The sequence below is a fragment of the Halorientalis regularis genome (assembly GCF_023698535.1).
Lineage (GTDB): Archaea > Halobacteriota > Halobacteria > Halobacteriales > Haloarculaceae > Halorientalis > Halorientalis regularis.
Genome location: NZ_JALJCL010000022.1, coordinates 1 through 19,898 on the forward strand (window position 1 = coordinate 1; position 19,898 = coordinate 19,898).

General features: G+C 57.8%; 12 protein-coding genes and 5 pseudogenes. 9 read left to right on the forward strand and 8 right to left on the reverse strand.

Annotated elements, in window-relative coordinates:
- Both MU521_RS19915 and MU521_RS19920 read left to right on the forward strand, forming a co-directional pair.
- A pseudogene (locus MU521_RS19915) lies at positions 1 to 95 on the forward strand (IS5/IS1182 family transposase); the annotation flags it as partial.
- Positions 96 to 240: 145 nt separating this feature from the next.
- A complete protein-coding gene (locus MU521_RS19920; RefSeq protein WP_092695648.1) occupies positions 241 to 1,218 on the forward strand; it encodes a hypothetical protein in 978 nt (325 codons plus the stop codon).
- Between the two features lie 146 nt (positions 1,219 to 1,364).
- Here the strand turns inward: MU521_RS19920 and MU521_RS19925 are convergent, their stop codons facing one another.
- Positions 1,365 to 3,170 carry an ABC transporter ATP-binding protein gene (locus tag MU521_RS19925; protein WP_092695646.1) on the reverse strand — a complete coding sequence of 602 codons (1,806 nt, stop codon included), beginning with the start codon at positions 3,168 to 3,170 and terminating at the stop codon, positions 1,365 to 1,367.
- Between the two features lie 508 nt (positions 3,171 to 3,678).
- Between MU521_RS19925 and MU521_RS19930 the strand changes: the two genes are divergently transcribed.
- Entirely contained in the window at positions 3,679 to 4,113 is a 435-nt protein-coding gene (locus MU521_RS19930; protein WP_175452965.1) for an FkbM family methyltransferase, read from the forward strand.
- Between the two features lie 279 nt (positions 4,114 to 4,392).
- Here MU521_RS19930 and MU521_RS19935 read toward each other — a convergent pair.
- Positions 4,393 to 5,226: pseudogene (locus MU521_RS19935) on the reverse strand (NAD-dependent epimerase/dehydratase family protein); the annotation flags it as partial.
- 302 nt (positions 5,227 to 5,528) lie between these two features.
- Between MU521_RS19935 and MU521_RS19940 the strand changes: the two are divergent.
- Both MU521_RS19940 and MU521_RS19945 read left to right on the forward strand, forming a co-directional pair.
- On the forward strand, positions 5,529 to 6,308 hold the full coding sequence (locus MU521_RS19940) for a hypothetical protein (protein WP_092695640.1): 780 nt from the start codon (positions 5,529 to 5,531) through the stop codon (positions 6,306 to 6,308).
- On the forward strand, positions 6,236 to 7,543 hold the full coding sequence (locus tag MU521_RS19945) for an ATP-binding protein (protein ID WP_092695638.1): 1,308 nt from the start codon (positions 6,236 to 6,238) through the stop codon (positions 7,541 to 7,543). The genes MU521_RS19940 and MU521_RS19945 overlap by 73 nt, the downstream gene beginning before the upstream one ends.
- Before the next feature lie 80 nt (positions 7,544 to 7,623).
- On the opposite strand, the gene MU521_RS21955 is transcribed toward MU521_RS19945, so the two are convergent.
- Complete coding sequence (locus tag MU521_RS21955) at positions 7,624 to 7,971, reverse strand: DUF8112 family protein (protein ID WP_490166459.1); 348 nt, start codon at positions 7,969 to 7,971, stop codon at positions 7,624 to 7,626.
- 838 nt (positions 7,972 to 8,809) lie between these two features.
- Between MU521_RS21955 and MU521_RS19950 the strand changes: the two genes are divergently transcribed.
- The 3 genes from MU521_RS19950 to MU521_RS19960 all read left to right on the forward strand — a co-directional run bounded on the left by MU521_RS19950 (position 8,810) and on the right by MU521_RS19960 (position 14,924).
- The gene (locus MU521_RS19950; RefSeq protein WP_139171219.1) at positions 8,810 to 12,037 is read left to right on the forward strand and encodes a type IV secretory system conjugative DNA transfer family protein; all 3,228 of its coding nucleotides are present in this window, start codon (positions 8,810 to 8,812) and stop codon (positions 12,035 to 12,037) included.
- Positions 12,038 to 13,965: 1,928 nt separating this feature from the next.
- Positions 13,966 to 14,361 carry a hypothetical protein gene (locus MU521_RS19955; protein ID WP_092695634.1) on the forward strand — a complete coding sequence of 132 codons (396 nt, stop codon included), beginning with the start codon at positions 13,966 to 13,968 and terminating at the stop codon, positions 14,359 to 14,361.
- A gap of 2 nt (positions 14,362 to 14,363) precedes the next feature.
- Positions 14,364 to 14,924, forward strand: coding sequence for a hypothetical protein (locus MU521_RS19960; protein ID WP_092695632.1), 561 nt, complete (start codon positions 14,364 to 14,366; stop codon positions 14,922 to 14,924).
- A gap of 9 nt (positions 14,925 to 14,933) precedes the next feature.
- On the opposite strand, the gene MU521_RS19965 is transcribed toward MU521_RS19960, so the two are convergent.
- Positions 14,934 to 15,842: an MBL fold metallo-hydrolase gene (locus MU521_RS19965; protein ID WP_092695630.1), complete on the reverse strand. Its 909-nt coding sequence runs from the start codon at positions 15,840 to 15,842 to the stop codon at positions 14,934 to 14,936.
- A 353-nt stretch (positions 15,843 to 16,195) separates the two neighbouring features.
- On the opposite strand from MU521_RS19965, the pseudogene MU521_RS19970 reads away from it, so the two are divergent.
- A pseudogene (locus MU521_RS19970) lies at positions 16,196 to 16,651 on the forward strand (nuclease/transposase family protein); the annotation flags it as partial.
- Positions 16,652 to 16,692: 41 nt separating this feature from the next.
- Here the strand turns inward: MU521_RS19970 and MU521_RS19975 are convergent.
- From MU521_RS19975 to MU521_RS19990, 4 genes and pseudogenes are all read right to left on the reverse strand, one after another.
- Positions 16,693 to 17,670, reverse strand: a pseudogene (locus tag MU521_RS19975) (transposase).
- 167 nt (positions 17,671 to 17,837) lie between these two features.
- A complete protein-coding gene (locus tag MU521_RS19980) occupies positions 17,838 to 18,455 on the reverse strand; it encodes a hypothetical protein (protein WP_139171209.1) in 618 nt (205 codons plus the stop codon).
- Between the two features lie 190 nt (positions 18,456 to 18,645).
- A complete protein-coding gene (locus tag MU521_RS19985; RefSeq protein WP_432613039.1) occupies positions 18,646 to 18,873 on the reverse strand; it encodes a transposase in 228 nt (75 codons plus the stop codon).
- Positions 18,874 to 19,094: 221 nt separating this feature from the next.
- Positions 19,095 to 19,871 (reverse strand): annotated as a pseudogene (locus tag MU521_RS19990) (transposase); the annotation flags it as partial.
- Between the last annotated feature and the right edge of the window lie 27 nt (positions 19,872 to 19,898).

Genomic DNA, 19,898 nt, shown 5'->3' on the forward strand with positions numbered 1-19,898 from the left:
GCTTCGCCGTGCGAGCGCGTTCGTGGTTCCGTGAGTTCCGAGAAATCGCTCTGATGTGTGTCGTCTATAACATCAAGCGGGCTGTGAAACAGTGAATTCCATCGCAGTATGGCGATTCAACACAGCCCCACAACGGGACAGCATCTCCAGGCGAAGATACGGAAGTCGGTGCTTTCACGCGGAGCGATCTCAATCCACGTCTCCGATTTATTTTTTACTGATCGAGTTCTTCGCGTCTCCATGGACACACTTCCGAGTGTCAGCGGGATGCGTGACGCTCTTCGAGACCCGTCGGTCGCGTTCAACAAACTGCGGCAAATAAACCGGCGGATGAACGAAGCGCTCTACGCCGACAGATTCGGAGAGGGTTTCGACGTGATGTCTGCCGACTGGGACAACCTCATCATTCTGGACGGCTGCCGCTACGATGTCTTCGAGGCGGAGAACGATCTGGACGGAGACCTGTCCCCTATCGTCTCCCAGGGAGGCCACAGCGAGGAGTTCATGCGAAAGACCTTCGACGGACGCCAGTTCCACGACACCGTGTATATCACCGCGAACCCGTATATCGAAAAACAAAGCGACGATATCTTCTTCACTATCCGGACGACCTACGACGAGTCGGACCAGAGCGGAAAGATGCGTCTGCCCGAGGACGTAGCCGAACTCGCGTTGAATACGTTCGACGAGTTCGACGACAAACGGTACATCGTTCACTTCATGCAGCCAAACAATCCGTACGTCGGCCCCAAAGCGGCGGAACTACGGGCACGTGTGACCGAAAGCGAGGACGTCATCTTCACCGAGATGGAATCACCCAGTGCGTCGGACCTGCCGAAATCCGGCAGAATCGTCCAGCACCTCCGGCGAGCGCTCAAGCGTGGGTACATAACTCGTGACGAAATGCTGGACGTTTACAGGGAGAACCTCGGAATCGTGCTGGACCACGCCAGGGAGGTGATGTCTGAACTCGGTGGGAAGACGGTGATCACGGCAGACCACGGTGATATGTTCGGGGAACGACTGCCACCACTGTATCTGCGTGAGTACTCCCACTGGCGACATACGTACGCCGACGAACTCAGGAACGTTCCGTGGCTGGTCGTGGAATCGGAGCAGCGACGTTCAGTTACGGCCGAAGAACCGATCGAGTACGAGAATATGGCGACCAGCCACCTCGAGGGGCATCTGGAAGCGATGGGATATCTCAGCGACTGAACGAGCCCTCTTCGAAAACGCTGTCAAGGTGTGCTCCCCCTGGCGGGTTTTCTAAGCTCCATTTGATTATGCTGTTGGGGGATAAACTGTCCGCGAAGGGTGCGGTATTAGACGATTAGCAGCGATGAATTAAGTTAGCAGTACGGTCAGTGTTTTGACTGTATTGAATACAACTCGGCATATTGGCCATCTTGAGCGATCAGATCCTCATGGGTGCCGGATTCGATGATCTCACCACCGTCGACTGTGTAGATTCGATCGGCATTTTGGACGGTCGATAACCGATGTGCAATACTGAGAACAGCGTACTCACTGTCCATTTGTTCGATAGCCTCTTGAACTTGCTTTTCTAAGTTCGAGTCGAGATCACTCGTTGCCTCGTCGAGAACGAGCACGTCGGCGTCTTTCAAGAGGGTCCGTGCGATAGCGACACGTTGACGTTGCCCTCCTGAAAGACGCACGCCCTCGTCACCGAGTTGGGTGTCATAGCCGTCAGGTAAATCATCGAAGAACTCGTCGAGCTTTGCGATTTCACAGACTCGATCAAGTTCTTGTCGAGACACGTCCTGGGTAGCTATCGTGAGGTTGTACCGAAGTGACGCGTTGAATACATAGGGATTTTGTCGCACGACCGCAATGCGCGAGCGCCATTCGTCAATGTGCATCTCGTGAATCGATCGCCCATTGGCACGGATCCTCCCGGAGTCAGGTTCGTACATCCGTGCGAGCAACGAGACGATAGTTGATTTACCGGCCCCAGACTGACCGACAAACCCGATGAACTCTCCCTTCTCGAATTCGAAAGAAAGGCCGTCGAGGGCGTCCTCTTCCTGACCCGCATAGGAGAACCGCACATCGTCGAACTCGATGGTTCGAACCTCGTCAGGGACTAGTTCCGAATCTACTGTAGGTTCGCTGTTCTTTTCGAGTTCGTGTATGAACTCCTGACTACGAATCAAGTGTGGAAGATTGTTCTCGATTTGGTATAGCTTCGAGTTCAATCCACTCGCTTTCGGCCCCAATCGAAACATCGCGAACAAAAAGACACCGAGCGTTCCAAGCGACATCTGAGCGAACGTGATTGCCAAGTAGATGAGAACGAACACAGAGATGGCAGTCAATAAATTGTAAAAGTTTTTTATCGCCTGTTGGTTTCGCTGTTGCCGAATGATCGAATCTGCGTACTTTTCCAACTCCTTCGTAAAATTGTCAAATATTTTGTTTTTAATCCCGAATAATTTTGTATCCCGTATACCTTGGGTCCCAGCCTGTGCAGTCTGGTGAACGCCCTCATTTGCGTCCGCCACCTTATCACCCAGTCGATAACCGGATTCCACTAGGTGTCGAAATAGCAAAGAAAATCCTCCCAGGAACAGTAATGCGAATAACGTCAGTTTCGGAGCGAGAATAAATGCGACGCCGAGATACACAAGCGCCAGGAATCCTTGTTCGACAAAATTGACCACGAACTTAATCACCTGGCCCGCATACTCCGATTGCGTGACGATAGCATTTAGGATGTCATCGGATCCTTCGCGGTCAAAGTACTCGATCTTTGCATCAAGCGCATTTTCGAAGGACTGCGACTGAATCTCTCTCGTATAGTCGACCATCAGTGCTTCTCGAAGCCACCTGACGACGAAGGTTAGTGTCCACCGGACCGTCAACACGAGACTCACACCAGCGACGACGAACCCGAGCGTTAACGGGACACCAAGAACATTAAATGCGGACACGAACAATCTCATCATCCCATTGGCCTCCTGTGTCGGATCACCGGAAGTTTGCACGATCTCCACAATAGGGAGGATAAAACTCAAACCGACGCCCTCTAATAGCGCGGCGAAGACTCCACCGACGATGATCGCAACAGTAAGAACCGGTCTGAACTTCGCAACTCGTAACAAGCCGCGGAGTTTTTGACGACGACCGATATCCTCGGCCTCACTCATTGTCAGTGCTTCTAAAGCCCTATTAATAAGGTCTGCGAGTCGAGAATGCGGCGTCTGATCTGTCCAAATCGTTCATCATGATAAGTGTGCCACTGAGAGAACAATGCCTATAATGGTTCATATTCTTTCTACCTCTATGTCCTCGCTTCATGACCGCGCTCTGCGGTCTTATCGACGGGATGGAATCCTACTCACCGGTGTGAAGGCCACTCGGGTGGTTGCCACGATAATAATTACCACGCTACAGCTTATGATTTTTCGGGTACAGAACGTTCGAAAGGGCCGGATTTCGACTTTATTCGGTCGATTACGCTCCCCACACCTGTACCGTATTACGCCGAGCCCGGAGAACCTTTCTAGCTTCCATTACTGGTACGAGCTAAAACGGCCGGACCACCAACGCCGCATTACTGGCGATTATGAGTCGGAAGTCCTAGAGGTCCTGGCACGCCAGTGCTCTCCCGACAGTGAATTTTGGGAAGTCGGTGCAGGGTATGGCTATCACTCCATGGCTGTCGCCGACCGCGTCGACCACGTCCGGAGCTTCGACCCGGACCAGGACAGGCTCTCTCTCCTCGAACGATCGATAGACTACAACGGCTACGACAATTTCACCACTTATCAAACGGAAGTCGATTCGCTCGACGATTACCTCGATGACGGTCAGCCTGACATCATCCTCATGGATATCGACGGCTGGGAACACGAGGTTATTACCTCCTCACCCGATACTATCGCGGCCGAACCGATTTGGCTCATCGAACTGCATACCGACCAACCTGACGTCCCCGACGAGAAGCTCAACCCACACGAGGTGGTGGAGCATCTCCAGAACCATGGATACGAGACGGAGGAGTTTGCCCACCGTGGATCCTACGACCCGTTCGGCCGAGAGCGAGACGACCTGAATGCATGGCACGTACTCGCTACGCCCACCGAGTAGACGGTAGAACACCCTTCTTGAGTCCACGACCCTGTTTTCGCGTTTTGATTCCACAAGAAGACTTGATCAGCGCAGATACCGATTTCTTCGTCTGGCACGATACTTTTCCAATACTCGACATACCCCTGGAATTGTTCCCGTCCCTGTCTCTTCGAAGAGCATCGTGATCGCTGCCAGTGCCTTTTTTCAGTCTTCAATCTCGACCGAGTTTGCAATACTGACGCCGAGGGTTTCGAGAGCTCCATACAATATCGAACATATTTCCGAATAGCTACAGGATCACTCTGATTCCGACAGCAGACCCCGGATCGAGTCCTCAACCGTCTCGGCCGGTTCCCAGCCCAGTCGATCCAGCGCAGCCGCAGTATCGACTCCGAACTCGCTCACTATCGTCTCTCCGCTCCGGGGGTTCTCGACCAGTGCCACCTCTGCCTCGATGCCGCGCTCTTCGCGAGCGATCGACTCCACCAATTCGGCCACCGCCATCACGCCCGGGTCCTCGTCGCTGGCGATCTCATACTTCTCGACGCCGGTCTCCCCAGCCGCACGCTGTTCCACCAGCCGCTCGGCGCTCTTGACGAACGCGTCGGCCACGTCCTTGACGTGGACGAAGTTCCTCGACTGGCTCCCGGGTTCGTAGACCGTCAGCGTCTCGCCAGCCAGCGCCCGGTTCACGAAGAAGTTGATCACGGTGCCCTTCGAGACCTCCAGACCGCCCACCTCGTGGCGGCCGTACAGGTTGGAGATCATGAACTGGTGGGCCGGGAAACTCCCGTCGGCGAACGTGTCGATAGCGCGCTCGCCCAGCACTTTCGTCCGGCCGTACCAGTTCAGCGGGTCCCGCGGGAGGTCGACGGTGATCGGGAACTCCTGGGGGTCGCCGATGACGGCCATCGAGAAGGGGAAACACAGCGCCGCACCCGATTTCTTGCAGAACCAGGCGACGTTGTTCGTCCCGGTGACGTTGACCTCGTAGGCCAGGTCCGGCTTGTCGTCGCAGTCGTCGACGCCGGAGATCGCGGCCAGGTGCAACACCACGTCCGTGCCCGACAGCGCTTCTTCCAGCCGGTCGCGGTTGCGGATGTCGACGTGGTCCACCTCGACGTCGTCGATGGTTCGGAGTTCGCCGAGGCGTGTCCCGTAATTGGATACTCAACCACAGCCGTCGAACGCAATGTATTCCAAACAGCTTTATTTTTATTTTCTTCGATAGAAATAAATGTGCAGGTGCAGCAGTATGTGTCACCGCAATCACCACTCCCCTCCATCATCATGGCAAAAAGCCAGTCAACAAACGTCCCGCTAGACACCAAAGACGACCAGCTCCCAGTAGCCCCCAACCAACCACAGACCAGCCTTATATCGAAATTAAACCCACCGACACACCGATCGATCCCGACACGGTCGCTTGCGGGATGGACATCCTCCTGACGGCGCTCCAAGAAGCCAGCCAGACCGGCCTCCGACACACGCTCACGGGATCGGTCAAACGACCACGCGTCGAATGGTTGCTGGTCAGGGACGGCCGACCGGACGCCCAGATCAGATATCTGGTCGGGTCGGAGTACACGGACTTCCACCCGGACATCGAACACGTACTCCGGACGGCACTCCCCAACACCTACGAACTCCGGGGGGTCGAGTGGCACCCTCGACAGGTCCACGAACTGCTCCCGGTCGCACCCGACAATGACTGCCATCCGCATCCGGCGATCACGCCGGCCCATCCCTACGTGGCCGGCGTCGAGTATCGCGGCCACGCGAAGCGGCGACCCGACTGGCAGGCACCGCTCGCCACGTTCGAGACCATCGTCGACGACGGCCAATCCACCCGCCGCTATAGCGACCGGACCCGTCGCGAGTCGCGCCGCGTGCCACTGGCAACGCTGATCCAGACGATGCGCGACGCCGACATGTCGGTCGTCTACCAGGCGATCTGTCGACCGTTCCGCGACTGGACGACCGAGCAGCAGTCCTATCTCCAGGACCTCCAGGAAGGCAATCAGTGTCTGCTGGACGCGCTGTTCCCCGCACGCGCGAGCAGAAACGAGCCTACCAACCGTCGCCGGAGGAACAGGCCCGCATCGACGCGATCAGCAGCCTTGACCCGGCGCGGTCGCTGGTGCTCTCGGCACGGTCGGTCGTCCTCACGCGGAGTGATCCCATCGGCGCGGACCGGATCGCCCGCGAACTGACCAGTGCGTTCGGGCACGTCGGGAGCCAGTTTCACGAGGTGCGTGGCCACCTCCAGACCGACGACGAACTCCACCCCTGTGACCCGCAGCCGCCTGGTTCGCAGATCTATCGGGACCACTGTGATCGGGTCCTCTACCCGGCCAGCTACATGCGTCTCACATCGAAACTCCCGACCGTCCCGGTAACCAGTCGTGGGATCGTCGTCGGCCCGGACGAACTCCCGAACTTCTGTCTGCTGGACGGCGACGGACTCACACCGGACGGGAAACGTACCCTCGGGACCCGGCCACGCGAACGGACCGGCGTCCCGCTACCAGCCCCCGACGTGCTCGCCCGCTACACCGGCCCAGGGATGGCTCTGGGGATGCCACTGACCCACGACCGACAACCGTACGGACGGGACCTCTCACTCCCGCCGGCGTATCAGGACCGGCACGTCTTCGTCGGTGGCAACACGGGCGCTGGTAAATCCATCCTCACCGAGAACGCCATACTCACGAACGTCAAGGCGACCGCGGGGCCGGACATCCTCATCGACTCGAAGGGCGGTGGCACCGCCGAGGAGTACCTGCGGGCCCACTACGCCCGCTACGGCGACCTCGACGACGTCCTCTACTTCGACTGTACGAAGGTGCTGCCGGCGCTGTCCTTTTTCGACATCCGCCCGCTGCTCGACGCGGACGTCCCCCGGACCGAAGCGTCGGCCCGGGTAGCCGGCCAGCACGAGGAGATTCTCGAGGGACTCCTCGGTGCAGAGCGCTACGGACGAGCCGCCGACTCGGTGAAGGCCATCCGCAACCACGTCAGGGCACTGTTCGATCCCGTCCACGGCGACGACGTGTTCGGCCACGACCATCTCTACGCGACGCTGAGTCGGACGATGGACATGGAAGCCCCACCCGCGGTCACCGACGATGGCCTCGACGAGTACTTCGAGAGTCTCGTCGAACGGGACCGGGAAATCTTCATGAAGGTACTGAGTGGGGCTGTGGGCCGTGTCGACACCATCGCAACCGACGGGCGACTCTCGACGATGTTCGATCACACGCCCGCGGACGGCGCGGCCACGTTCGACTTCGCGGACCTGCTCGACGAGGATCGAGTGATCGTCTTCGACTTCGGCGGCATGGAGGACCGGGTAAACCACCCCACGTATAGTAGAATCTGGAAGTCTTTGCGGGGGTGTCTGCCGAAGATAGCGTGTCTCGTTGGTTCTCCGAGATCTGCTGAGTGATGTGAGTAGATACTTCTGGAGATTACTATAATTTCGCTCGGGGTCAAAGAACCCACTCGCTCGTTGAGTAGTAGGGTAGTTTACTCAGATGGACCCCACCACTCAAGCAGACTGACCTCAGTCACACATGGCCGATGGGTCCGGCCAGTTGGAATCAAGACCGACCCGAGCCGCGCTCTCGCAATCACCTCCTCAACACCGAGCGTCGATTCGATCCCGTCGAAACACGGCCGACAGTACACCCGGGGAACCCGCCACACCGACTCCTCGCCTCGACGCTGTGCATACACTACAATATCCGCACCCACCTGAATCTCACCACCACAGGCGGTACAGTGAACTGTCGTACTCGCGGTACCGGGCGTCATGCCGGACAGCCGCTGTTCGATCGCGCGTTGCCGCTCAGTAGACGGTGGACATTCACACATGGTCCACTACTCCGGCCCTGCCACAACTCTTCATCACAGTCAGTAGCTCGGCAAATACACCTCTCCAACGGACAGCCCCGACCGAATGCGCGTCACATCTAGTTTGATATTATTTTTGATAATATAATACGGCAGTAAGAGAATTAGAGAAGACATTCTACACATATTAGTATCATATTTGATTCACAGACCGATCGCTTTTCACCCCCGGCCAGTGCAAGCCCCTGATATGAGATTCCACGCTGACTGAGCGCCCGCCATACCAACACCACTGCACCTCCAGCAGACAGCAGTACCCGCTATACGGCACCGACACACACCGACGACCGACCAACGAGCGACTGCGAAACCACACACGCTCAACCGAACCATGACAGACGACACGCCGCCACTCCCCCAGAACTGGAGTCCAGAGACAGACCAGTACCTTCGGGTCGAACCCACGATGACAGCGCTTGACCCGAACGATATCGCCAGACAAACAGCCACGTTCACTGATTTACTGGCGGATAACGACGACGGGCTGCTCACGAAACTAACCAAGACGGTCACCACGGACAACGAACCATCTTATATCGAATGTCGCATCGTCGCCCCGGGCGCCGAAACCACGCCCACACCACTGAACTATTACTTCACGATCAGTGGCGCGGAACACCGCCTGCAAGCCCTCGAAAACACACTTCGAAGTCTCTTCCCCGCGGAATATGCCATCACCTCTGTCGAGAGACCAGTAGCCAGCGCCGGCGTCCTCACACAGGGCTCGGCGGGCCCGGTACCCGAGTACACCGCCGGCGTCGAATACTGTAGTGTCACAACCCGCCGTCACAACTGGCAGATGTCACTGCTGCCCGATGATTCCCAGCCCTCCGCTGCGCAACCATCACCCACACCGGCCGACCGCGTCAGATCGCTTGGCCTAGGCACCGACGAAACGGGCCCACTGGCGCTGTTGCTCAGGACAATGGTCACCACACGCCTGCCGGTCATCTACCAGCTCCTGATAACGCCATTCCGGGACTGGCGACAGACCAAACGAAACCGGATTCACGATATCGATATCGCCCAGGATCGCGTCCTGGCGAAATTCCTCGGCACCGATTACGAGCCTGGCGAGCGCGATCTCACAACCGAAGAGCAAACCCGCAGACATGCGATTGACGTTCGCAACGCGGCTGCGTCGTATCTCGTCAACGCTCGGGTGGCCATCCCGGTCGACAGCGCCTCCCAGGAAGCCGCTGATGGCGTCGCGTCCGATCTCGAATCGGCGTTTGCTCACCTGGGGAGTGATTATCACTGGCTTGCCGGGCGGCGGCGCTGTGATAATGATGGGGGGAACAAACAGCCCGGGCGGACACTGTTCCGGCGACTCCGGGACCGCACCCATATCGACCCGGAGTTCACGGCCTCGCACAACTGGCCGACCTGGCGTGACAACACCAGCCGTGGCATCATCGCCGACGCCGAAGAACTGCCGGGGCTGTTCGCAATCGAGGGAGGGTCGGCACCGCCGCGGGTCGAACGCGGCCTCGAAACGACGCCACCAGCACAGACTCCACTTACGCTCCCGTCCACATCGACCCTCGATCAGTTCCGCCAGCCCGGGTTGGCGCTTGGCTATCCGATCGATAGCGACCACCAGCGACAGGAGCCACACATTTCGGTGCCGCCACGCTTCCAGACGAGACACATCAGTTGGGTCGGGCAGACCGGCTCGGGGAAATCGACGGCTCTGAGCAACGCATTACTGGCAAACCGGACCGCGACGGCCGGCCCGGAGATCCTCATCGACCCGAAAGGCGGCCGGATGGCGACAGAGCTGTGCCAGTCGCTGTACGCTCAGACTGGCTCACTCGACGATGTCTACTATTTTGATCTGGCCGAGTGGTTGCCCGCCCAGTCGTTTTTCGACATCCGCGACGAGGTGGCTGCGGGGGTCCAACGATCCACAGCCATCGAAGACCGGGTTGGCCACTTCGAGGCGATCCTCCGCCAACTCATGGGGCCCGAGCAGTACGATGCAAAGCTTGCACCGAAGGCGATCCGTAGCGGGCTGCGAGCGCTGTATGACCCGCTCCATGGCGATGAGGTCCCGACGGTCCGGTCGCTCTACGAGACGCTCCGAACGCTCCAGGACAACAAGACGCCCCCGCCAGTCGAGAGCGAGGCACTCGAACGGTCGTTCGCGTCGCTGGCCGCCAAGGACGACGAGGTCTTCCAGTCGGCGATCGGGGCCGCGCTTACCCGCATCGAGGCGATTACCAACCGGCCGCGGCTCCGCCGGCTGTTCAACGTTGATCCCACAGTCGAAGAAACCCCGCAGTTCGATTTCAGTGCGTTCCTCGACGAGGACGTGACGATCATCCTCGACATCGGTCGGCTCCGCGAGTCGGTCCAGCGGGCGATGGTGCTGATCGTACTCTCCCAGCTCTGGACGGCGCTGCGACGCCGCGGCCGGCGGCGCGGCGGAGAGTCGCTCCCACTGGTCAACGTCTACCTCGAGGAAGCCGGGAACGTGGCCGGCAGCGAAATCCTCGATGCATTGCTCTCGGAGGGCCGGGAGTTCCAGGTCAGCATGACCCTCGCGATGCAATTCCCCCAGCAACTGGCCGATACCGACACCCGGGCCACGACGGCCGGCGGTGATGGGGCAACCACCTATGATGAAGTCCTCAACAACGTCGGCACGATCGTCACAGGGCAGGTCGGCCACGACCGCAAACTCGCCGAACGGCTCGCAACCGACGAGATCGAAAGCGAGAAGATGGCTGCTCGCCTGCGCCAGCTGTCGGCCGGCCAGTGGCTCGTGTCACTACCCGACGAACTATTCGAGCAGGCATCCAGACCGTTCCACATCGAGTCACTGCCACTGCCGGATGGCCATCCCGACGCCACCGTATCGACCCCGGCTGGATTTCAGGCAGCCTTCGACGAGCGCGTGGCACACACCCGATCAACCCATGCGGTGACCGTCGCCGACGAGCCAGCCACGGCACCAGAAACAGAGACCGACGGAGCTACCGACGACGCCCGGTCCCACCCAGGTATCAACGTGTTGGTACGGACGACGCGGCTCCCCGGGGCCGTCACCTACGACCCCGAGCAACACGCCATCCAGTGTGCCCGCTGTGAGCGGCGGTATAACCCGACGAGTACGGGAATGCGGCGGGCGTTGCGCTGCAGTGGCGCCCTTGAGACGGTCGATCGGAATGATATCCCGATCTGTGACCTGTACCTGAACAGGAGTGCCGACGAGATTGCGGCGTTGGACTGGAGTCGGGTGCAACTGGCGTTTCTCCAGGCCGTCTATGACGCCCAGCAGCGGCGCTTTGCACCACACGAGTACGACATCGTGTGGGATTCGATGCTCCGGCTCAAGGAGTATCTCGATATCGACCAGGCTGCGATCGACGAGCTTCTCGATGCGGAGTTGCTCCGCCACGACGGCGACCACCCCCATCGGTTGTACAGCCTCTCGGAAGCGGGACGGGAACTCATCGCGGAGAAACCACGCAGTGGGCTTGAGTTCGGCCACGAGACTGGCGATCTCGGCGAGTCGAGTCTGCACACTCTCATGAACGAAGTTCTGCGACGCTGGATCGTCCAGAACTACAAACAGGATGATACATCGCCAGTCGAGACCGTCCACACGTATTATGAGGTACAGGAGGGTGAACTCGCCGCCGCCGCGTTCATGGACGATACCGGCGTGCCAGCCGACGCTGACAGTATCACGTTCAGACGCCTCGATGTGGTCGGACTCGATGCTGACGGCAGTATCGTCGTGACCGGTGAAGCCGAGCGGATTCACGGTGATAAATACGAGGCGATTCCCGACGACTTCGACACGATGGCGGCCTGTGAGCCCGAACAAGCGATCTGGGTCGTCCCGAGACAGTCAGACGGTGCGGAGGTCCTCGAAGGCCTCAACGAACCCAGTGATGGCCGACCCCGTGTCGAGACGACCTACAGCACGAACAGCCCACCCCGAAAGTACCAGGTCGACACAGCCGGGCTGACTGACATCTATACGGTGTCGAAGTTGCTTGATGATCTCGAGGACTGACTGACATTGGGTGCTACCCATCGTGTCATCCCCTGCGTTGTCCGGGGTGGGTAGTAGAACCACTCACGTTCGAGTACCACCGATAGTACTATTTTCACGGTTATGTCGACCAGATTCGGTCGCTGACCGCATCGAATGCATCGTGTGGGTGTTGTATCAGACGCAGTAGCCGGCCGGCCAGATGCGCTTTGGCTTACCGAACACCGATGTGGTGGTGAGACTGTATACGCGCTTGCAGGGCGTTGCGGATAGCAAGCAGTGTGTTCGCGGTCCCTCGGACGGTAACACGAGCGGTATACTCGACGCAAAGTCCGAAAGAAGGACGGAGAGTGTTGGGTATACAGCCCGGACGTGACTGAAGCAATGGCTGGGATGTTCAGTGATCACGGCCACGGGGCCGGCATCGGATTGCTGGCGGCCACAGACGGTGTCGGAAACAGATGGATCGAGTGTAGGTGGATCGTAGCTGGCTCAACGCCGCTTAACTGGCTGTGAAATGTCGCCGCTGGCTGGAGAAACAGATCGACATAGAACGGAGTGATTATCCACTGGTTGGGAGAGGGCACTGGCAACAACTTGAGCAGGAGTCCCTGTTGCAACTGGTGAGTGCTGAAGGAGAGTCGGCATCAGTTGTGGCTGCTGTCGTCTGTAGGTGAGGCGTGTCTGAACCGTGTCTCGGGTGGACTATCGGTGTATTGTATGGTCGGTGGCACGGTCGTTGCTCGGTTCGGGAGCGAGCGTGCAGACACGCCATTGTAACGGCTCTTCCAGCCAGGGTGAGGGGTAGCGTGGTTTGCTACTAATTCACTGGCCTGCTGCTATGTTGTAGGGCTATTCGCACCTGAAAGGAGCGAGGGGAGGTCGTGGCCTATGAATTGAGGGGCGCCCAGTACGTGTTTTTTCCGTCTTCACGTAGCGAGGACTGAAACACGCGGTGGTCGTGATCGACAACCCTTGGGGCTGGTGACTGTTTATGATTCTGAGTGTCTGAACAACGAGATTGTTCCGGACAGCAGTACCTAGTGGGGGCTCAGTACCGTATCCGCCAGCTCGGATCGGGCAGTTGTGCGTCGTTCCTGTTGGCCGGAAGTGCCAGTGCCTCGGTCGCTGTTGCGTATTCTGCCTCTCGGTTATCCAGTTATGTGTGGATGCAGTGTGTCACGTGGCTCGAGCAACAGTCTCAGTATTCACTGGTAACAGACGACTGGGGTCGGGCACCTCTTGGATATACTCGGCCCAAACCACCAGACTGAAGCCGGGTATACAGATCCGTGTTGTAGGAGCGTCTGCCTGTTTTTCGTTTGCTGCTGGTGCGAGCCCCTGTTTATGTCGTGTTTGAATAGCTCATATATTTCTTACTTAGGTCGTGTTCTTAATGCTCTATTCTTCCGGTCAAAAGTGCTGAGTATATGAGCCTATAATCTCCTCAAATAGACCTACAGATAGTATAAAGCGATCTAAGGCCGTCGATATGTATATATCGCGCGAGAGCAGCCACACCAACAATAGTAAACAGCTCTCTGCTATTCAGTAGCTGTGGCCTCAGAAGGGCCAAAACCCCAGCGACGAACAGTCATTGCGGGGCCCGTGTTTCTGGAGCGTTTCCATTTTGACCCGTACCATCCCATCATCACCAACGACAAACTCCTCTGATTCGCGAAAATCGATCTGTGACTGCTTAGCGTGGGTCATTGCCCGACTATTATCGTTCATTGGGTAAATATACTGTTCATCATGCTAATCGAATTCCCCGGGAAGGGTCGAGGACGATATCAGTCGACATGTACCTCCTCGGTGATCAGCCCGCATAGCAAATAGCGTACCTCGACCGTATCAGCCAAGATTTCGTGGCTGCCACGACAGGTGGCGGCTGCGGCTAGGAGTGGACGCCAACGAGATTAAATATGTGTAGACTCTACACACAATTGATGGCCGGAGAGAAAACCCGCGTCGATTTCAATGCCCCGAAGTCCCTCGTCGAGCGTGCCGATAGCGTCGTTGAAATCCTCGATATCTCTCGCACCCGCCTCCTCATCGATGCCCTCGAGGACGAGCTCGAAGAACTGGCAAACGACGAGGAGTTCCGCCGGCGACTGAGCGACGCCTACTACGATGACCGCGTTGGCTACGATACCGTCGAGGCAATCCTGGGGCGGGAAGAGGCGATGCGGTTGAAACTTCTCCGGGAGTCGATGGACCGGACACCTGCCACCCCCAAACTCGAGGACGACCTCCCGAGTGATGATGACTTCTACGACGGCGAGATTCCCGAATGGACGGGTTCGAACGCGCCTGACGCATCGGATGGCGAGTCACGCACCTGACGATGTCGGAGCGCGCCGTGGCTGTCGTCGACACGAATGTGCTCTTGAATCTTGCGACACCGGTCGTTGACGGGCGAACACAGGCACCTACTGGCGCGGATCCACTCAAAGCACTCCTCACCGCGTACGACGTCCATACACCCGCGAGCGTCCTTGGCGAGATCACCGACGCGACAGGAAGTGACGATCTCCTCGCAGCAGCCGCCGATCTCGTGCTCCAAGCAACGCATCATCTGAGGACGCACAACGTCGACGAGCGGGCCGACGAACCACCCGACTACGGGCTTGATCGCGGCGAATCCGATTGTATCTGGTTGGCCAACGAATTGGAGGCAGACCTCTTCATCACCGATGAGTTCAATACGACGAACTATCTGTTCGTCGCCCTCGCACTCGACGACCGGAATACCCTCTTCACGACACCGCATATCCTTTGCACGCTGGCGACCCACGAGAGCATCCCCGATGGATACGTCAACGCAGTGCTCACCTACTACGTGGAAACCAAAGGGTGGGATACCCAATATGTGGCACAATTGCGGGAGCTGTATCTCTGCGAGTAAAGCGATTGTCTACGCCACGCCGTAGACGCCGTCCTCGCCGACCGAAACCGAAAGTTCCCCCTCCTCGGCCAGATGCTCCAGATACTCACAAACGACGAGGGTGAGGAAGCCGACGGTCGCGTCATCGGCATCGAACACCTCTCTGGCGAGATCGCTGGCCGCGACGGGTCCCTCGGCGGTTTCGATCGCCCTTTCGATTTCTCTCTCGGCCGCCCGAGCCTTCCGGAGTGCGTCATCGATCCGCGCCGTGGGATCGTCCATCACCGGCCCGTGACCGGGCACCAGCCGGTCGGCGTCGTAGGTCCGCAGACGCTCTAAGGACTCGATATACGTACCTACGTCCCCGTGGAGCGGGCCGTACATGAAGTGGCCGTTCGTCGAGACGAGGTCGGCCGAGACCATCGTCTTGCTGTCGGCGTGCCACAGTGCCATGTGCTGTTCGGAGTGGCCGGGCGTGTGAAGGACCTCACATTCGTACTCGCCCAACCGGACCGTATCGCCGTCACCGACGACGCGACTGATCTCGATGTCGTCCTCGGCGTAGTCGTCCAGCGGGAAGTACGACTCGTCGATCGCGCTCCGGTCGCCGGGAAGGCCAGCACTCCGCTCGCGGATCTCCGCGTGGCCCGCTTCGAGATAGCCGGAAAAGTCGGTGATGAGGGGTGGAACACCTTCGAAGACGACGTGGGGGAGCGCCGCGAGTTCCGGGATCGTCTGACTGCCGCCGACGTGGTCGATGTGTGGGTGGGTCAGAACCACCCGCTCGATGCCAGCGAGTGCCCCGTCCTCGAGCGCGGCCCGGAGTTCCATCCGCGACCGCTCGGCGACGTGGCCGGTGTCGACGAGTGTGTCCCCGATCCGGTAGACGTTGACCGATCCGTAGAGCGGTTGTTCGAGAGCCCGCCGCTCGTACTCCATGCCGTCTTTCCGAGTCCCCACATCAAAAATAACCGTGTCGGTAGTCCCGTACACGTCATCCAAAACGAGAGACGTCTCGTCCGCCCACAAGTGATGAGACGAGCGAGACAAGGCATTCCACTCGAAGAAATCCCCTTGATACCAGATCAATACTCGAACGACAAACAACCGAGCAGGCGTACTTCGGTCACAGATGACCACCAAAACGGGATAATCGGCGTCATTATACAAAACACGAGGCGAAAACCCACGGCTTTACCCGTGGGATGAAGCCGACAACTGGGAATCAAACCACGCTCCAGTAGCAGGCCGACTCCCAAATGTTTAAGAATTACCTGTCCTACATATAAGATATGGAGGTGCGGCGTACTGTCCCCGTTGCGCTCGATGTAGACAGTGACGACGCCGCACTCCTCGAAGACACCGTAGACACCTTCCTCTGGTGCGCTCAGTACGTCGTAGACCACGCTTTCCAAGGCGAGTACGTCACCACCAGCAAGACCACGCTGGATGACGAGACCTACGACGATGTGCGAGAAGCCACGGACAGCTTCAACGGTGGACTGGTGCAAGCCGCTCGGAACAAGGCCGCTGAAGCCTGTAAGAGCGTCGTTGAACGCTGGAAGCAAGGCAAGAAAGCGTCCAAACCCACGTTCACCAGCCCACACGTCGTCTACGACCACCGCACTGCGACGTTCCACGACGACTACGTGAGCCTCGCTACCACAGACGGTCGCATCGAAGCCGATTACGTACTGCCCGACGAGGATAGCGACACGCCGCACTCGGAGTACCTCTTTTCAGACAAGTAGAGCGTGTCATAGAATCCGTTCCATAGCGTGAGGTTCTCTCAACGGGGATCGTCTCCTCGCTCGTAGTTGGTGATTGCAACGACGAGTCGGAGACACAGTGACAGGAACATTTCTGTTCGTGCGTGGACGCGGCTTCGGACGCGGACGTGCCCGAGGCCGCAGTCCTTGACTGCGTCATTGGTTCGTTCAACTCCCGTCCGGTCATTGTACGTCTCGTCCAAGATGGACTGTTTCATCTGAACGTCCTCGCTGTGTTCCGTGATGCGGTCTTTGACCCTGTACTCGATGTCTTTCGGGTCATCAGTGTTTCGCGGATTGTATGGAGCGATTGGCACGACCCCTGCGGCCAGCAGGTGGTCGTGCCAGTCAAGCGTGTCGTAGGCGCTGTCTCCAAGCATCCGACCGGTGTATCGACGGCGAGCGCGTCACGCGTGACGCGCATCGCCGTCTCTTGATCTGCTTGCTTGGTCTGTGTGAACTCCGCTGCAATCGCGATCTTAGCGCCGGTCGAGACAATCGTACAGCCGAAGCCGTAGTAGTATTCTTCGGCTGTGGGGTCGTAGTTCCACGAGGCAGCGTCGTTGTACTGAGTCGCTCGACGTGGGTCGAATCGATAGAGTACGTGGAGTCGAGCAGGCCACGGACGGCGGCCTGCTCGACGAGTCTGTCGAAGACATCGTCGATAACGTGTTCGAGGTCGGTGAGAAACCGGTCAACCGTGTCTCTGGATGGCGGTTTGTCGAGTCCACAGTAGTACCAGACAAGGCCGTTCTGAAGTTCTCGTGTAACCGGACGCGTGCCGTAGACATCCTCGTAGTAGCAGTGCAGAAAGCTGCGAAAGAGGTCTGGTGGCTCGTGAACTCGTGTTCGCCCCTCGAAGCGGGGGCGAACACGTCGTACTCTAGGAGAAACTCGAACTCAAGATGGTTGAACAGCGGTACTGTCTCGGTAGCCGCCGCATTCAAGAATTTGTCTACCGAAGCCACGTCTTGCAGGGCGTTGGTACTGTTGGGCACAGTTTCCAAACCCTGCGGCCTCCCTTGGGAGGGTTTCTATGACACGCTCGTAGCTGGTTCAGCAAACCATGAGAACCATTCTATGACAGCCTCTTACGTACTTCTGTCCGTGAGTATCAGCAACTACTGTGATGTCGTAGGATTCTAGCCCGCTACTGCTCTAATAATCACCGGAATGGCTTGTATGCAGCATGAATCTCTGCCACAGCCACGTGTTCTCCTACGTCTTTGGGGACAGTTGTCGGACCACGGTTGGTATTGTCGACAACAAACACATAGGTACCTGCTTCAAGATTAATTGAGTCTTTACCACTGCGAACACCCTCGTCTGCGATTAGAGGCTGGAATTCGTTTCGTGCTTTGAAAGCATCCCATTCTGACTCAAATAGGTTATCTGACTTAGATAGGAGATATGCGTCAACCTTTGGTCCTTCTCGAATTGTGAATTCATAAGCAAACGTAGCCCTACGCTTGAGGACAAATCGGTGCGATCGCATTCGATATCCGGGGATTCGGATGACTTCATTTGTGATGCGCCACGCGTTGGGTTCAGGCTCGTGAGTTGGTGTCTCCGGTTCTGGGGTCGAGTCTGTCTGAGGGGTGGTGAGATCTTCATTCTTCTTTGGGGGCGAGTTCGGGGTTGCCGTCGGTGTAGGGGTATCGGCTACCAATTCAGGATTTGCTGGGTCGCTCGTATTCTTGTCCGATGCGGTTCCGATACATCCGGCTGTTGTGAGTGCTGTTCCAGCAGCACTTAGCACCCAACGCCGTGATCGCTCAGACATCTATGTTTATTCTGGTGTTCCGCCACAAAAGGGGTATCGTTTGGTTCGAGAGACTGCACCGCGATTTAATCCTGTAGTTGGTGACAGTTATCTGGTCGGTGAAGTGGTCGATCTTGAAGTCGGTGGTAGAGACGACAAGCGCGACACCGGTTGAGTAGGTCCTTATAGAGAGGGTGTCATAGAAGTATTCTCACACTGTGATCACGGTACTTCCCGGATTGTCTCCGCGTTCGTAGTTGGTGATTACGACGACGAGGCGCAGGCACAGGGCAAAAAACACCTCCGCTCGTGCGTGGACGCAGCCTCGAGCGAACGCACGCGCGAGGCCGCAGTCTTTCACTGATTCGTTGGTTCGTTCGACTCCTGTCCGGCGGTTGTATGTCTCATCCAACGTGGACTGCTTCAGCTGAACGTCCATTCGTCTTTACCTAATACTCAGAGTAATACTTGACCGCGTCGATTTGAGAGTGGATCTCGTTAGAACACGACTGCTACGGGACGAAAAGACGGTTTCCAAAGGTTCTGTATCGGCTACTTTCAGCTGCAGGAGCGTTTCAGTCGTTAGATTTCTTCATCTACTACTATTGAACATAATTATCTGGTGAGATACTACTGCTGGTCTTAGCTAAAGACGAATGGCTGAACGTCCTCGCTGTGTTCGTTGATGCGGTCTTTGACCCTGTACTTGATTTCTTTCGGATCGTCGGTGTTTCGTGCGTTATACGGAGCGACTGGCACGACACCTGCGGCCAACAGGTAGTCGTGCCAGTCGAGTGTGTCGTAGGCGCTGTCACCGACCATCCACAGCGGTTGGGCGACGGCGAGCGCGTCACGGGTGACGTGCATCGCCGTCTCCTTTGGCGCTTGCTTACTCTCTGTGAATTCCGCTGCAATTGTGATCTTTTGCCCGGTTGAGACGATCGTGCAACCGTAGCCGTAGTAGTACTTGTCGTCGGTTGGATCGTAGCACTTCGACGCGTCTTGATCGGCGGGCATCGCCCTCACGTCGCTTGAATCGATGCAATAGGTCAAGTCGAGCAGGCCACGCCGGGCGGCCTGCTCGACGAGTCGGTCAAAGACTTCGTCAACGACATATTCGAGGTCAGTGAGAAAGCAATCGACCGCGTTTCGCGACGGCGGCCGATCGAAGCCACAGCTAAGCCAAACGACCGTGTTCCGAAGTTCTCGCACAACGGAACGAATGCCGTAGATGTCGTGGTAGTAGCAATGGAGCAAGCCACCCATCAGCTCTGGTGGTTCGTGTTCTCGTGTTCGCCCTGTCTGCGCCGGGGCGAACACGTCGAACTCTTCGAGAAACTTGAAGGAGAGATGCTCAAACACCGCTAGCGTCTCGGTTTCCGCGACATTGAAGAACGACTCTACCGAAGGATCATCTTGCAGGGCCGCTGAACTCATCCACCTCAGCGTTCACCCTACTCTTTG